The organism is Hypericibacter terrae (assembly GCF_008728855.1).
Lineage (GTDB): Bacteria > Pseudomonadota > Alphaproteobacteria > Dongiales > Dongiaceae > Hypericibacter > Hypericibacter terrae.
In genome coordinates, this window is sequence record NZ_CP042906.1 from 3,509,403 (window position 1) to 3,525,329 (window position 15,927).

The following is a 15,927-nucleotide window of genomic DNA, read 5'->3' on the forward strand; positions in this document are numbered from 1 at the left end:
ATGTGCATGGCCGGCTTTCTTCGGCATAAGCAATTGGACGGTTCCACCTGCCTGTCACGTCGCGGGACCCTGATCGGGCTGGGTGCCTTCGGGTTATCGATTTTCCATGCCCGAAACATTCTGGCCCAGGATCTGCTCCAGGAACTTACCGGCGCTGCTACCAATCTCGTCGGCGCGGCGCTGACATTGCCGGATGAAGCCACCCTGGGAAACGCGCTCTATGGCCGCGTCATCGCCATGTCGGGCGGCACCTATCACAATGCCGCTATCCAGCAATCGATCCAGCGTGTTGCAGCACCCTTGATTGCCGCCTCGACGCGACCGGAGTTCCAATGGGAGATTGTCGTGCTCGACGACAACGCCGTAAATGCCTGGTCGCTGCCGGGCGGCAAACTTGCGGTGAACAAGGGGCTGCTGCGCTATGTCGCCAATGAAGACGAGCTTGCTGCCGTCATCTCGCATGAAATCGGCCATGTCGATCGCAGCCACGCGCTGGAGGAGATGAAGACCGAGCGCTTTACCTCCAGCCTGTCCAACTCCGCTCGGGGTGCGCTGGCGTCGCAGACCAGCGGCGCCACGGCGATCGCGTCCACGGCGGTTGCCGATGCATTGCAGGAACCCATGATGAAAATGGCGACGTCGGGATACTCCCGCGGCGCCGAGCGCGAGGCCGATGCCTATATCTTCAATGTATTCGCCAAGTCCGGAAACGACCCGCGAAAGGCACCGGACTTCTTTCGCACCTTGACGCAGCTCGCCCCTCACGACACGAAGGGAACGACCTCCCTGTTCTCCACCTACCCGGACACAATGGAGAGGATCGCCCTTCTGGAAGAGGCGGCTCAGTCGCAGTCAGCCTCTGCACCTCGCAGCCCCAGTGTCGCGTTCAACCAGATCAAATCCACATTCCCGACACGTATGTACTACCGCAGATTGGGGTAGGTCACGGGCGCATGACCGAGGGCGGTTGCGCATGCGGCTTGCCCCAATCGTACTAGGGCGGATGAGCGGATCTACACGCGCAGAGACGCCAGCTCGGCAACCGAGCGCGGCATCGCGCCTCAGGCCGCGTAAGGATCAGTCGCGACGACCGAGGGGCGTACTGCCATCCGCTCCCACCAGCCCGCGAGCTTGGGTAGGTTCGGCAGCATGCGTGTGCCCTCCGGGGTCCTGGCAAAGAAGCCGACGGTGGGCGCCAGGTGGAGATCGGCCAGCGTCAGTGAGTTTCCGGTCGCAAACGGTCCCTCCCCGATCATTCTGTCGATCACCGCCAGGCAGTGCCGTGCCGCCGGCACCGCCTTGGCCAATCTTTCGGCGTTGACGGGAACGCCGCGAAGCGCCTCTTCAGCGCGCGCAGCGACGATCGTCGACACGATCGGCTGATGGCCGTAGGAGTCCAGGATCGAAATCATCTGCCGCATCCGTGCCAGCCGCTTCTTGTCCGCAGGCTGCAGTTTCACGCCCTCAAAAACGTCGTCGATGTAATGCGAGATGGCCAGCGTCTCATAGAGCGTGAATCCGTCGTGCTCGATCACCGGCACGCGGCCGAAAGGATGCAGGCGCAAATGTTCCGGCGTCCTGCCTTCGCCCCGAAGGATCGCGAGCGGCTTGAGCTCGTAGTCGATCTTCTTCTCGTGCAGGCACAGCCGGATTGTCCGCACATGCGTGCTGTAGTCGGGCCCATGCAGAACAAGTTTGGCCATGGTCTCCGTTCCCCCTCTGAGATCCGTCAGCGGCAAGCTGACGAAAAGCCACTTCTTGCACGCTGAAGCCCGTGTCGGTTTTCCCCATAGCCGTCGGCAGCGCCCAAATCATGTTGGCCGGACCCGGCCCTTCTGACAAGCCCGACTCATCGGTGCCGATCATCGATCGGCGCTGAGAAACGAGCGGCGGCGCGCCGTGCAGATCACTTCTTCGAAGCTGGGACATTTCGGCCACGAGCGCGGCCGCTCCAGAAATCCATAGGTCGCGTCGCTCATCATGGGCTCTATCGATTAAGAAATCTTTCCCGGTCGCGGTAACGTCGCGATGGGGGCCATGGAGAACCAGCATTGCAGCGGGGGCCGCTCAGCCCTCCAATGGGACTCGGCGCCGGCAGTTCGAGCCCCTCGGCGCTGGCATCAGCGGACCGCGTTCGCGGGAACCGGCAGGTGCGGAAGGACCGAATCGCCGATCGCCGCCCGGCTGCGCTCATGCACCGACAGGACCGCCACGATCGAGACGATCGCACCCGCCATGATATAGAACGCTGGAAATATGGGGTGGTCCGTCGCCCCGATCAGCCAGGTGGCGGCCGCCGGCGCCGTGCCGCCCGCCACGCCCAGCGTGATGTTATAAGCCGTCGAGACCGCCGAGCAGCGGACATGGCGCGGGAAAATCTCGCAGATCGCGATCGGATTGACCGCCCCGTAGGACCCGATCAGCAGCGCAAATCCGAACTGGCCGAGGACGACGAACAGGATCTGCCCGGTCTGCATGAGGGCCATCAGCGGCCAGGAGAACAGGAAGAGCCCGATCGCCGCGCCCACCAGGATCGGCTTGCGCCCGATCCTGTCGGAGAGCCTCGACATGCCGAGAATCATGACCAGCATGACGGCCATGTCGAAGGAGTTGATCCCAAGCGCGACGCTCGCGCCCACATCGGCGAAGAGCTTCAGCCAAGTGACGATGTAGACGAAGATCAGATAGAAGGCGAGCGCGAACACCAGGCTCATGCCGACGACCTGCAGCAGCTGCACCGGGTGCAGGCGCAGCGCCTGAGCCAGCGGAAAGCCCTTTGTCGCCGCCGGCCTGTCGAAAGGCATGCGCCGCCGGAGGATGAAGCCGACGCAACCGACGACCACGCCGAACAGGAAGGGCAGCCGCCAGCCCCAGGCGACGACTTGCTCCAACGGCATGACATTCATGATCGTGGCGCCAACGGCGGAGCCCAGCAGGATCCCGGCGACGGCGCCGAACTGCGCCCAGGCGCTGGCGGCGCCGCGCCGCTGCGGATGCGCGGTCTCGGCGAGAAACACCGCCGAGCTGGTGAACTCGCCGCCGACGGCGAGGCCCTGAACTAGCCGACAGAGGAGCATCAGCACCGAGGCCGCGACGCCGATCTGGGCATAGGTGGGCAGCAGTCCGATGGCGAAGGTTGGCACCGCCATGGCGACCACCGACCAGAGCAAGGCAGGCCCGCGGCCGACGCGATCGCCGATATGGCCGAACAGGACCGCGCCCAGCGGACGCATCAGGAAGCCGATGGCGAAGACGCCAAAAGCGGCCAGCAGCGAGGTCAGCGGATCGTCGGACGGGAAATAGAGGTTGCCGATGGTCCGGGCGAAGAAGCCATAGACCGAGAAATCGTACCACTCCATGACGTTGCCGATGATGCCGGCCGCGACCACCCGCCGGCGGGAACGGTTTCCTTCCTCGATCGACATTGGGCGGCTTCCCCCTCGGTCAAATCATCGTCCAGGCCTCGTGGCTCCCCGTACCTCGCGGACGCTCCTCATCGCGGCCGGGAGCCGTCCTACGGCGCCTCCGCCCGATATTCCTCGAACCAGCGATCGTCCTGCTCATACCCGTAAGCGCGAAGAATGGAGAACAGTGCCGGACAGGCCAGGAATTGCTCGCGGATCCGCTGGCGATGTTTCGGCGCGCGCCAGGCGTCGATGTTCCGCAGGTCCACGGGCCGCTTGCCGTTCAACGCGCGTTGCAGACGTTCCGGGATGTCGTGCTCGAAGAACTGGCCGAAACTGCCCGAATACCGAAATCCGATCTGGCGTCCCAGTTCCCGCTGCACCGCGTCGCTGTCGCGCAGGAGGTCCTCGTATTTCAGGACGATCGGGGCCAGTTCGGCGCGAGACTTCACGTAGGAGATCGCCTCGTCGATCGCAACGACGCCAGGGTTGGTGAACGTCGCCGTCTCCCCCTCGATGAAATATTGATGATCCCAGCCGACGAAGTAGTCGTCGGGCACGGCGACATGACGCGAGGTGATGACGGCGCGGATGTCGCGGATCATGATGATGAACCAGAGAGGCTTCTCGAAGACGTTCTTCCGGACGATGTTGTCGAAGGCGAAGATGTCGAGAGGGCGTTTCGTGACGTAGCTGTCCAGTGTTTCGCCGATGACGCTCCCGGCGCGGCACTCGTTTTCCACAAACATAAAGTTCGTCACCGTGGTGCGAAGCATGTTGTAGAAGAGCGTCGTGCCGCTCCGCGAGTAGCCGCAGACACACACATGGGTCGGCATTTGAGGCGCCGAAGCAGGGGCAGAGCCGAGGTCGTGAGGCGTGTGCACCATGTCAGGTACTACCCTGCGGGGACGGCGGCCGATTTCGCATGAGCATTGTGTTGGCATGCCTGCAAACGTTGCATCGCATCCAGCGTTCCACGCCGCTGCCATCGGAAAACATCGCGTCCGTCACGACGAGAATGCCAATTCCGCAACTTGGGCAGGTGACCGTGGCCGACGGATCTTGCCCCAAAACGGTCCCTGCCGCCATCCAGCCCTGGCGATAACGGCGACCTTCCTGCGAATCCCATTTCTCGCGCGGTTTCGATCTGAGGGCCGGCTGTTTCAGCCAGTTCCACATTGGGATTGATGTCCCTCTGCCGCCGCCCCACTCCGCCCCCCTTCGCCCCCTGGTTACGGAGGAGAAGAGGCAGGAGCGAAGAAAGGCGAGCTCAAGCCTTTGCCCGCCTCGCCGCGGCCGGCTTGGCGCTGCTCGCCAGATCCGTCTCGCGCTCCGCCAGGTACGCGTCGAGCAACCTGACCCCGAATCCCGGCGAGCCGGGCCAGTTGCCGTCATCGTCGCGCTTGCCGAACATGCGGCCGGCGATGTCGAGATGGGCCCAGGGGGTGCCGTCGACGAAGTTCTGCAGCAGCTGCGCGCCATGGGACGCGTCGGCGAAGGCATCGTCGGGCGCGCATTGGCGCAGGTCCGCAATCTGGGATTTGAGGTTGCGCTCATATTCGGGATCGAGCGGCAGGCGCCAGAGCCGGTCGCCGGTCGCCTGTCCCGCCGCCAGCAGCCGTTCGGCGAGCTTGTCGTCATTGGAGAAGATGCCGGAATAGGCCTGGCCCAGCGCCGCCAGCACCGCATAGGTGAGCGTGGCGAGATCGATCATGGCGCGCGGGCGGAACTTCTGCACGGTGAAGGCCAGGGCGTCGGAAAGCACGACGCGGCCCTCGGCGTCGGTATCGACGATCTCGAGCGTCTTGCCCGAAAAGGTCTTGATCACGTCGCCCGGCCGATAGGCGGTACCCGAGGGCATGTTCTCGACCAGGGCCGCCACGCCGATCGCCGGCACCTTGGCGCGCCGGCCGGCGAGCGCCCGCATCAAGCCCACCACGGCGGCAGCACCCGACATGTCCGCCTTCATCTCCTCCATGCCGGCGGCCTTCTTGATCGAGATGCCGCCGGTATCGAAGGTGACGCCCTTGCCGACGAAGGCGAAGGGCCGGCCCGGGGCGCCGCGCCAGCGCAGCAGGAGCAATCGCGGCTTGTTCTCGCTGCCGGCGCCCACCGCCAGCATCGCGTTCATGCCGAGCCTGGCGAGCTTCTTCTCGTCCATGACCGCGATCTCGACACCCAGCGGGCCCAGCGCCTGGCGTGTGCGTTCGATGAAGCCGTCCGGTGTGATCACATTGGAAGGCTCGTTGGCGAGATCGCGCGCCAGCTCGACGCCGGCGGCGACCGGCCCCAGCCGGCGCCAGGCGCCTTGCGCGGCCGCGGCGGCCGGCGTCACGATCCACAGGGTCTCGAGCCGGCCGATCGGATCCTCGGGGCGCGCCTTGGTGCGATAGCGGTCGAAACGGTAGGCGCCGAGCCGCGCGCCCAGGGCCAGATGTGCCGCCAGCTCCGGCGCGCCCAGCGCCGCCTGCTCCGGATGATCCAGCACCAGCACCACCTCGCTCTCCCCGGCCTGGGCCACTGCCCTCGCCAGGGCGGCTCCCGCGGCCTCGGCCCGCGCGCGGTCGAGCCGGCGCCGGCGTCCCAGATCCAGCAGCAGGACGCGCCGGCTCTTGATCGCCCTGGGCGCCGTCAATTCGACGACCGAGGGCCCCTCGTCCTCTTCCGGTCGGGGGCGCTGGCCGGCGCGCGCAAGGGCGCCCTTCAGGAGCTGGTTGACCCGCCGCGCCGCCGGCAGGAGGCCGGCCTCGTCGGAGCGGCAGACGGCCAGAACCGGCAATTTTGCCGGGAGCTTGTCGAGGAAACGAACGCGCATTAGGGGAGGTTGTCCTGGTTGGGAGAGCGGCTTGGAGGGCAGCCACGATCATAGCGACCCGGAAAGGTTTGCGGGAGGGCCAGAACCGTGGTCTTGGCGACCGGTTACCCGTTAGTGAGCGGGAGCGGGCAAGAGTTCCACAACCGCCGCGCGGTCCGGTTTCTCCCGAATCAAGAAGGAGAGCAGCCCTGCCCCCAAGGCCAGGACGATCGATACCACCCAGACCCACTCATAGCGGGCAAAGAGATCGAAGAGATAGCCGCCGCCGAAGCTGCCGATCGCGGCGCCCAGGGAGTGGGACGCCGAGAGCAGCCCCATGGCCAGCCCCATCACGCGCAGGCCGATATGGGTCGAGACGAGGCTCGCCGTCACCACGAAGGTCGAATAGTCGAATATCCCGAACAGCACCGCGAAGACGAAGAGCAGCGAGACGTCGCGCGCGACGAAGATCAGCAGGATGAAACAGAGCGCGCGGAAGATATAGATCGCACCCAAGAGCAGCGGCCGGTTCATCTGGTCCGAGAGGCGCCCCGCCAGCACCATGCCGAACAGGTTGAAGGCCGAGAGCACGCCATAGGCGGTGGCGCTCTCGAGCGGCGGGAAACCGCAGGCCGCCGCATAGGGCAGCAGATGGGTCTCGATCACGCCCGTCGTGGTGATGCCGCAGATGAAAAAGCCGGCCGCCAGCAGCCAGAAAGCGGTGTTGGTGAAGATGTAGCGGAGGCGCTCATCGAGCGGCAGCGCCGCTTCGGCGCGTCGCGCCGGCAGATGATCGCGCGCGAGCTCTGCGGCGCGGCCCTGGCGGCTGACAAGCATCCAGGTCATCGGGATGACGGCCAGACAGCTGATGCCTACGGCCCAATAACTCGACCGCCAGCCGCCGGTGGCGGTCATGACTTCCGACAGCACCGGGATGAGCAGCAGCTGGCCCGCGGTCGAGCCGGCCGTGGCGATACCGACAGCAAGGCCGCGGCCTTCCTCGAAGCGCCGGCTCATCAGCGTCGCCACCACATGGTTGGCGGCCATGCCGAAGCCCAGCCCCGCCAGAAGGCTGAAGCTCGCGAAGAACTGCCAGCTGGCGGCGACGCTGGCGGCGAGCGCCACCCCCACCCCCACCGCCCCGAGGCCGGCGCAAAGGATCGCGCGCGCGCCGAAGCGGTCCACGAGCGCCCCCGACAGCGGCGCCACGCAGCCCATCACCACCAGGGCCAGCGACATGGCCGAGGAGGAGAGACTGCGGCTCCAGCCGAGCTCGGTCTCGAGCGCCGGCATGGTAAGACCCAGGAGGGATCGGGCTGAGAAGGATAGCGCCAGCACCAGGAAGGCGACGGCGAGGACGACCCAATCGGTCAGATGCCAATGTTTCATGGGCCGGCATCCTAGCCGGGCCCCGGGGGCTGCAAATAGTTCAGAAATAGAACCCGGCGGGCCCCAAAAAAGCGGGCGCCCCCAGACAGGGCGCCCGCCAACGGTAGTGAAAGAACCGTCTCTAGATCGTCGATCAGTTGGCAGTCGTGGCCACCGTCTGCTCCACCGCGACGTAGTTGCCTTGGTCGTCGGCGTAGACGTTGAAGGTGCCCGAGCCGTAGACGTTCTGGTCGGTCATCGACATGGTGCCTTGCAATGTGAAGTGGTGAGTGCCAGTCGCGTTGAGGTTCAACTGGTCACCGCTCTCGCCGCGCACGATCAGGTCGATCGTATTGGCGTTGAAGCTTTCGCCCGTCGAAACCGCCGCCGGCTCGGAGAAGTCGAGCACGTCGGCCGCATTGATCGTGACCGTGTTGGCCGCGCCGCTGCGCATATCCAGCATTTCGATACCGCTGGTCTGCTGGTCGAAGGTGGTGAAGTTCTCGTTGCCGGTCACCTTCAGTCCGTCGTGGCCGTTGCCGCCGTCATAGTTGGCATCGTGGTGGTTGAACACCAGCTGGTCGTTGCCTTCACCGCCGAACAGACCGTCGTTCGAGGAGCCGGCACCCGTCAGCGTGTCGTCGCCGTTGCCGCCATTCACCGTGTCGTTGCCGCTGCCGCCGTCAAGGCTGTCATTGCCGTTGCCGCCGTTCAGCAGGTCGTTACTGTCCTGGCCCCGCAGCGTGTCGTTGCCTTCGCCGCCGTCGAGAGTGTCGGAGCCATTGCCGCCGCTCAGGCTGTCGTCGCCGCCCTGGCCATCGAACCAGTTGTTCTGGCCACCGATCGTGCTGCCCGAGATGGTGTCGTTGCCCTGGCTGCCGATGATGCCCTCAATGCTGTTCAGCGTACAATCATCGCTACCGCCAGGCAGAGATGCGGTCCCGTTGCCGCTGTGGTCGAGGCTAAGACTCACTGTATGGAGCGAGTCATTGCCGGAGAAATCGACCACGTCGAACCCGCTGCCACCGGCAAAGGTGTCATTGTTGTTGTCGAAGTCGCTGTAGGCCACCAGGGTGTCGTTGCCGTAATCGCCATTCAGGCTGTCGTTGCCAGCGCCACCGGAGAGGTAGTCGTTGCCGTAGCCGCCACTGATCGTGTCGTTGCCGTCGTCGCCGAAGTAGGTGTCGTTGCCGTTGTCGCCGGTCTCGCCGCTATCCTCGTAGATGCGGTCGTTGCCGTTGCCGCCATGGCCGATGTCGTCGCCATTGCTGCCGCGCAGCGTGTCGTTGCCGTCGCCGCCGTAAAGCGTGTCGTTGCCATTGCCACCTTCGATGTAGTCGTCGTCGACGTCGCCCAGGATGCTGTCGTTGCCGTTGTCGCCGAAGAGCACGTCGTTGCCGTCGGCACCGCCATCGCCCAGGATCGTGTCGTCGCCGCCACCGCCACGGATGGTGTCGGCCCCGTTCCCGCCCAGCAGGACGTTGTTGAGGCTGTCGCCGGTGATCGAGTCATCGAAGTTCGAGCCCGTGACGTTCTCGAAATTGCTGACGGTGTCCGTACCTGCCGCACCGGTCGCAGAACCAGTGGCCAGGTTGACGGTAACGCCGCCGCCCGCATGGGCATAGGACAGCGTGTCGTCGCCGGCATTGCCGCCGTCGAGACGATCGTTGCCGTTGCCGCCCTCGATCTTGTCGTCGCCCTGGTCGCCGGTGATGTTGTCGTTGCCTTCGCCGCCGAAGATCGAGTCGTTGCCGGCATCGCCCGTAATGTGATCGTCGCCGTTGCCGCCATCGATCGTGTCGGCACTGTCGTCGCCCTCGATGGTGTCGTTGCCGTTGCCGCCGAGGATGAGATCGCTGCCGACGCCGCCGGCGATTAGGTCGTTGCCGTCGCCGCCGTCGATGGTGTCGGAACCGTCACCGCCCAGGATCGAGTCCTGACCGTTGTCGCCATTGAGCTGGTCGTTGCCGTTGCCGCCCAGGATGGTGTCCTGATCCTCGCCGCCATGGATGGTGTCGTCGCCATTGTCGCCATAGAGCGAGTCGTTGCCGTTGTCGCCGAAGATCTGGTCGTTGCCGTTCTGAGCCAGGCCGTCGTCGCCATGGATGGTGTCGTCGCCGTTGCCGCCGGCCAGCGTGTCATGGCCGTTATTGCCGAGGATGGTGTCGTTGCCATCGCCGCCATCGACCGAGTCGTTGCCGTTGCCGCCCAGGATCGTGTCCTGATCGACATTGCCGTAGATGGTGTCGTTGCCGTTCTCGCCGAGCAGGCTGTCATTGCCGTCTACGAGATCGGCGTCGCCGTCGATGGAGTCGTCGCCCTCGCCGCCCAGCACCGTGTCGGCGCCGGCACCGCCATAGATCGTGTCGTTGCCGTTGTCGCCATAGAGCGAGTCGTTGCCCTCGCCACCATCGATCGCGTCGTTGTCGTTGTCGCCATGGATGGTGTCGTTGCCCTTGTCGCCGAACAGCTGGTCGTTGCCGTTGCCGCCAAGGATGGTGTCGTCGTCGTAGCCGCCATGGACCTTATCGTTGCCATCGCCGCCATAGATGGTGTCGTAGCCGTACCCGCCCTCGATGTAGTCGTTGCCGTTGTCGCCGTAGAGCGTGTCGTTGCCGTTGTCGCCGTAGATCGTGTCGTTGCCCGCGCCGCCATGGATGACGTCGTTGCCGAAGCCGCCATAGATCAGGTCTGCCGCGAGGAGGGTTTCGCCGGCCAGCGTTTCGCTGCCATCCGGGTTGTCGCCGAAGATGGTGTCTTCGCCGAAGCCGCCGAGGATGGTGTCCTCGCCGTTGACGAGGTCGTTGCCGTTGCCGCCGAGCACATGGCCATCGCCGATGATGGAGTCGTTGCCATTGCCACCCTCGATGCGATCGGCCCCGACGATGGTGTCGTTGCCTTCGCCGCCCAGGATCGAGTCGCCGACCAGCGTGTCGTCGCCGTAGCCACCCAGGATGTAGTCATTGTCCTGGATGTAGTCGTTGCCGTTGCCGCCCTCGATCTTGCTGCCGAGGACCGTGTCCTGGTCGTTGCCGGCATCGACATAGTCGTTGTCGTAGATCACGTCGCTGCCGAGGCCGCCCAGGATCAGGCTGCCGATCACCATGTCGTTGCCGATGTCGGTCCGGACCGTGTCGCCGCCATTGATGGAGTCGTTGCCGTCGCCGCCATCGATCGAGTCGCCGAGGACGCTGTCGTCGCCGTCGGTCGTGATCGAGTCCATGTCGCTGATGGTGTCGTCGCCGTTGCCGCCGTCGATGTCGCTGCCGATGACGGTGTCGCTGCCGAGGCCGCCGACGATCGTGTCGGCGTCATCGATCCCGTCGTTGTCGTCGCCGCCGCCGATGGAGCTGCCAAGGATCGTGTCGTCGCCGTCCCCGCCGAAGATCGTGTCGTGATCGGCGATGGTGTCCTCGCCCTCGCCGCCCTGAAGCACGCCGCCGAGGATGTAGTCGTCGCCGTTGTTGCCGTTGATCGTGTCGCTACCGACGAGCTTGTCGTTGCCATTGTCGCCGAAGAGCGAGTCGCCGACGATCGAGTCGTCGCCATTGCCGCCGAAATCGCCATCGCCAACGATGTTGTCACGGCTGTAAAGCGTATCGTTCCCGTCATTGCCGTGGATGAAATCCGCGACGATCGTGTCGTTATCCGAGCCGCCATTGATGGTGTCGCCGGCGTCGACGGTGTCGTTGCCGCCATTGCCATTGCCGCCATCGCCGTCGATCACGCCGCCGAGGATGGTGTCGGCACCCGCGCCGCCGAGGATGGTGTCGTGGCTGACGATGCTGTCGTCATCCCCGTCGCCGGGGATGCTGTCGCTCCCGTCGCCATGAATGCTGTTGCCGACCAGAGTGTCCCCGCCCTCGCCGCCTTCGATGCGGTCGCCGACATAGAACCGGTCGTTGCCGGTGCCACCAAAGAGGGAGCCGCCGAAGATCGTGTCGGCATCGTCGCCGCCGAGGATGGTGTCATTGCCGTTGAGATTGTCGTCGCCCTGGTCGCCATAGACGTCGTCGCCGGAGATCGTGTCCCCGCCATTGCCGCCGAGGATCGAATCGCGGGAATTGAGGTAATCGTTGCCGTTCCCGCCCTCGATATGGCCGCCATGGATCGTGTCGGCATCGTCGCCGCCGTCGATGGTGTCGTAGCCGGTGATGATGTCGCCACCGTTCCCGCCGAAGACGCTGTCGCCGCGGACGGTGTCCCCGCCCTCGCCGCCGTCGATGCTGTCGTGGGCGTCGATGGAGTCGTTGCCGTTGCCGCCCTCGATGTTGCCGCCGACGATCGAGTCCTCGCCGTCGTTGCCCTGGATGTCGTCATGGCTGTCGATGCTGTCGTCGCCATCGTCGCCGAAGATGCTGTTGCCGGCGATGGTGTCGTTGCCCGAGCCACCAGTGATGCAATCACCAGCGCCGATCGTGTCGTTGCCCGGATCGCCATGGATCGCGCCGCCGAAGATCGAGTCTTCGCCGTTGTCGCCGAAGATATGGTCGTGGCTGTCGATGCTGTCGTTGCCCTGATTGCCGTCGATCGAGTCGCCCTGGATGGTGTCGTCGCCATTGCCGCCCGAGATGCAGTCGCCGGCAACGATGGTGTCGTTGCCCTCGTCGCCCTCGATCTGGCCGCCGAAGATACTGTCGTCGCCGTCGTTGCCGACGATGTGGTCGTGGCTCTCGATGCTGTCGTCGCCGTTGCCGCCCGAGATGTGATTGCCGGCAATGGTGTCGTTGCCGCTGCCGCCCGAGATGCAGTCGCCGGCATCGATCGTATCGGCGCCGTTCCCGCCCGAGATCTTGCCGCCGAAGATCGTGTCTTGGCCGTTGTCGCCGAAGATGTGGTCGTGGGTGTCGATCGAGTCGTTGCCGTTGTCGCCGTTGATCGAGTCGCCGGAGATCGTGTCGTCCCCGTTACCGCCCGCGATGCAGTCGCCGGCATCGATGGTGTCGTCGCCGTTGCCGCCGGCGATGAAGCCGCCTTCGATGGTGTCGTTGCCGTCGTTGCCCTCGATATGGTCGGTGCTGCAGATCAGATCGTTGCCGTCGTTGCCGTAGATGGAATTGCCGTCGATGGTGTCGTTGCCGCTGCCGCCATAGATGTGGTCACCGGCGTGGATCGTGTCGTTACCGTCATCGCCGCCGATCTTGCCGCCGAAGATATTGTCCTTGCCGTTATTGCCGGAAATATCGTCATGGCTGCTGATGTTGTCGTTGCCGTCACCGCCATAGATGGTGTCGCCGGCGATGGTGTCGTCGCCATTGCCGCCCGAGATGCAGTCGCCGGCATGGATTGTGTCGTTGCCCGACCCGCCCGAGATGTAGCCGCCCTCGATGGTGTCGTTGCCGTCATTGCCCTCGATATGGTCGTTGGCGCAGATCAGATCGTTGCCGTCGTTGCCATAGATGGCATCGCCCTCGATCGTATCGTTGCCGCCGCCGCCATAGATGTCGTCGCCGGCATGGATGCTGTCGTTGCCGTCATCACCCGAGATCTTGCCGCCAAAGATGTTGTCTTTGCCGTTGTTGCCGTAGATGTCGTCGTGGCTGCTGATGTCGTCGTTGCCCTCGCCGCCGGAGATCCGGTTGCCCTGGATGAAGTCGTCGCCATTGCCGCCCGAGATGCAGTCGCCGGCATTGATGCTGTCGTTGCCCTCGCCACCCGCGACGGTGCCGCCATAGATCAGATCGTTGCCGTCGTTGCCCTCGATATGGTCGTGGCTGTCGATGCTGTCGTTGCCGCAATCGCCAAGGATGGAGTCGCCGGCGATCGTGTCGTTGCCTTCCCCGCCATAAATGTTATCGCCGGCATCGATCGTGTCGTTGCCCGACCCGCCCGAAATGGCGCCGCCAAAGATGCTGTCGTCGCCGTTGCCGCCGGAGATGTCGTCGCTGCTGCAGATGACGTCGTTGCCGCTGCCGCCGGATATATTGTTGCCTTCGATCGTGTCGTTGCCCGACCCGCCGGTGATGCAGTCGCCGGCATTCACCTGGTCGTTGCCGTCGCCCGCGCAGATCTCGCCGCCCGAAATGCTGTCGTTGCCCGAGCCGCCCGAGATGAAGTCGTGGTCGTTGATGTCGTCGTTGCCGTCCGCGCCGGTGACGAAGCCGCCGGAGATCAGGTCATTGCCGTCACCGCCATAGATCTTGTCGTCGTCGGTGATGCAGTCGTTGCCATCGCCGCCCGTGATGGCGCTGCCGACGATCTTGTCGTTGCCGTCGCCGCCCTGGATGTAGTCGTTGTCGACGATGAGGTCGTTGCCGGTGTCGCCCTCGATATAGCCGCCGAGAATCTTGTCGTCGCCGCAGTCGCCCGAGATGTAGTCGTTGTCGGTGATCCAGTCGTTGCCGCCGCCGCCGGCGATCAGGCTGCCGACAATCTTGTCGTTGCCCTGGCCGCCATAGATGTCGTCCGACCCGTCGATCGTGTCGTTGCCGTCGCAATAGCCTTCGCCGCAGGTGAGCAGCTCGGGCACGCAGTCGTCGCCCTTACCGAACACCTTGTCGCTCTCAACCAGGCGGGCGTCGGTCAGATCCTCCGGCAGGACAGTTTCTTCTTCGCAGTCGCAGCCGCAATCGCACTTGTCCTGGTAGGAGACCACTTGCTCCGGCAGGGTGCAGCTGTCGTCGCCGAAGATCTTGTCGCCGACGATGACGTCGTTGCCGTCGCCGCCGTCGATGTAGTCCCGCCCATCGATGCTGTCGTCCTCGGCGCCGCCGACCATCTTGTCGCCGACGATGAGGTCGTTGCCCTCGCCGCCATAGATGTCGTCGTTGCCGCAGAGCGTGTCGTAACCCTCGTCGCCGAACATCTTGTCGCCGACCAGGAAGTCGGTGCCGTTGCCGCCATCGATCGTGTCGTTGCCGAACAGCTTGTCGTCGCCGCAGTTGCCCATCATCTTGTCGCCGACGACGGTGTCGTTGCCGTCGCCGCCGAGCAGCGAATCATGGCCGATGATCTTGTCGTCGCCATAGGTGCCGATGATGTGGTCGCCGATGACGAAGTCGTTGCCGTCGCCGCCGAGCAGCGTGTCGTTGCTGCCGCCGAAATGCTTGCCGCCGTACGGGTCCTCGCCGTTGCCGCCCTTGCAGGAGAACAGGCTGTCGCAGGTCGTATCGCCCAGCAGCTTGTCGTCGCCGGTGCCGCCATCGACGATGTCGTTCAGCGTGCCGCCGACGATGGTGTCGTCGCCGGAATCGCCGAAGAACCCGTGGTTCGGGTCGTAGAGAATCTCGTTGGCCTCAGTCCAGTTCGTCGGCAGCCAGACGTGATCGTCGCCCTCGAGGGCGTGATAGAAACAGTCCTCGTCATAGAACACGCCGACCGCGCCGGTGACGGAATCGAAATCCACGCAATCGTTGTTCGGGGTGAACAGGCAGTTGTGGAAAAGATCCCGGTCCTCCGGGTTGGGCAAGGGCTCCGGCAGGCCGTAGAGCAGCGCCGTGGGGCCGATCGGACCGTTGTCGAGGAGCGCGGCCAGCAGGCCCGCCAGGCCGAAGGGGGTCAGGAAATGGCCGGTGTTCGCCGCGCCGGTGCCGGCCTGGGCGCCGCCCGCGGCGGTCACGATTTCGCCCGTACCCAGCGCCAGCAGGAACTCGTCCATGGTCATGCCGACCAGGAGCACGATGCCGCCATCGGGGGTGACGATCTCGACGCCATCGGCGGTCTGGGTGATCTGCGACTTGTCGATGCTGAAGTCGAACTTGAGCTGCTCGTCGGCCGCGACCTGGATGTCGACATGCTCGCCGGCCGCAGGTTCCTTGACCTCCACGACCTTCACTTCGGCGAGTTGGACATCGCCCGGTTGAACCGGCGTCGCGCCGCTCGGCTGCGCCGTGGCAGCGCTCGCTTCGGGGGCTGCATCCGCGCCGGGCTGAGGCGCCTGATTTGCACTCGGCGTGCTGCCCTCGGGCGCGCCCTTCGCGTCCGAATGCTGGTCGCTGCCGCTCACCGAAGTGATGGAAGTGCTGGAATCGTTCGCCATGGTCTTGCCCCCGTCGATTGCAATGCCGCTCTTCATGAGCGTCACGTCACATGCGGATTTGCCGCAGGTTGTCGAGGGAACATTAGTGATTTTTTAACTTGCCGATAGGGATTCGGAAAGCAAACCGATACATCCTGGTGGTATTAACCGTAGATTAATCGATGAGGCGAGCGCCAACTGTTTGACAGTGAACGGTAACTATCCGGCAGTTTCGGCAAATGCCGGAGAGGGCTGCACCGATGTATATATCGGTTTTTTCATGAGAAATTGACAATGATGGCTGGAGATACAGAAGGCTGACACCTTTTCCGAGGGCATTCCCTTGCCCTGGAGGGCTCCTGGATTCGGTTCCGTCCAGGAAAGAGACACGGGCGCCCGCGGAC

7 protein-coding genes are annotated in these 15,927 nt (G+C 64.6%); 1 reads left to right on the forward strand and 6 read right to left on the reverse strand.

Annotated elements, in window-relative coordinates:
• Positions 1-6 precede the first annotated feature (6 nt).
• Complete coding sequence (locus tag FRZ44_RS16005; protein ID WP_191908126.1) at positions 7-942, forward strand: M48 family metalloprotease; 936 nt, start codon at positions 7-9, stop codon at positions 940-942.
• Between the two features lie 119 nt (positions 943-1,061).
• Here FRZ44_RS16005 and FRZ44_RS16010 read toward each other — a convergent pair whose 3' ends face one another.
• The 6 genes from FRZ44_RS16010 to FRZ44_RS27330 form a co-directional block, all read right to left on the reverse strand.
• Positions 1,062-1,703: a glutathione S-transferase family protein gene (locus FRZ44_RS16010; RefSeq protein WP_151178128.1), complete on the reverse strand. Its 642-nt coding sequence runs from the start codon at positions 1,701-1,703 to the stop codon at positions 1,062-1,064.
• Between the two features lie 417 nt (positions 1,704-2,120).
• Positions 2,121-3,425: an MFS transporter gene (locus FRZ44_RS16015; RefSeq protein WP_151178129.1), complete on the reverse strand. Its 1,305-nt coding sequence runs from the start codon at positions 3,423-3,425 to the stop codon at positions 2,121-2,123.
• A gap of 89 nt (positions 3,426-3,514) precedes the next feature.
• Entirely contained in the window at positions 3,515-4,240 is a 726-nt protein-coding gene (locus FRZ44_RS16020; RefSeq protein WP_151178130.1) for a hypothetical protein, read from the reverse strand.
• A 434-nt stretch (positions 4,241-4,674) separates the two neighbouring features.
• On the reverse strand, positions 4,675-6,219 hold the full coding sequence (locus FRZ44_RS16025; RefSeq protein WP_151178131.1) for a leucyl aminopeptidase: 1,545 nt from the start codon (positions 6,217-6,219) through the stop codon (positions 4,675-4,677).
• 111 nt (positions 6,220-6,330) lie between these two features.
• Complete coding sequence (locus tag FRZ44_RS16030) at positions 6,331-7,587, reverse strand: MFS transporter (RefSeq protein ID WP_151178132.1); 1,257 nt, start codon at positions 7,585-7,587, stop codon at positions 6,331-6,333.
• Between the two features lie 133 nt (positions 7,588-7,720).
• Positions 7,721-15,580 carry a calcium-binding protein gene (locus tag FRZ44_RS27330; protein WP_151178133.1) on the reverse strand — a complete coding sequence of 2,620 codons (7,860 nt, stop codon included), beginning with the start codon at positions 15,578-15,580 and terminating at the stop codon, positions 7,721-7,723.
• Positions 15,581-15,927 lie beyond the last annotated feature (347 nt).

Bases quoted from the DNA above. Each gene is read 5' to 3' on its own strand.
- FRZ44_RS16005 (WP_191908126.1), top strand. From the start codon at position 7: ATGGCCGGCTTTCTTCGGCATAAGCAATTGGACGGTTCCACCTGCCTG.
- FRZ44_RS16010 (WP_151178128.1), bottom strand. From the start codon at position 1,703: ATGGCCAAACTTGTTCTGCATGGGCCCGACTACAGCACGCATGTGCGG.
- FRZ44_RS16015 (WP_151178129.1), bottom strand. From the start codon at position 3,425: ATGTCGATCGAGGAAGGAAACCGTTCCCGCCGGCGGGTGGTCGCGGCC.
- FRZ44_RS16020 (WP_151178130.1), bottom strand. From the start codon at position 4,240: ATGCCGACCCATGTGTGTGTCTGCGGCTACTCGCGGAGCGGCACGACG.
- FRZ44_RS16025 (WP_151178131.1), bottom strand. From the start codon at position 6,219: ATGCGCGTTCGTTTCCTCGACAAGCTCCCGGCAAAATTGCCGGTTCTG.
- FRZ44_RS16030 (WP_151178132.1), bottom strand. From the start codon at position 7,587: ATGAAACATTGGCATCTGACCGATTGGGTCGTCCTCGCCGTCGCCTTC.
- FRZ44_RS27330 (WP_151178133.1), bottom strand. From the start codon at position 15,580: ATGAAGAGCGGCATTGCAATCGACGGGGGCAAGACCATGGCGAACGAT.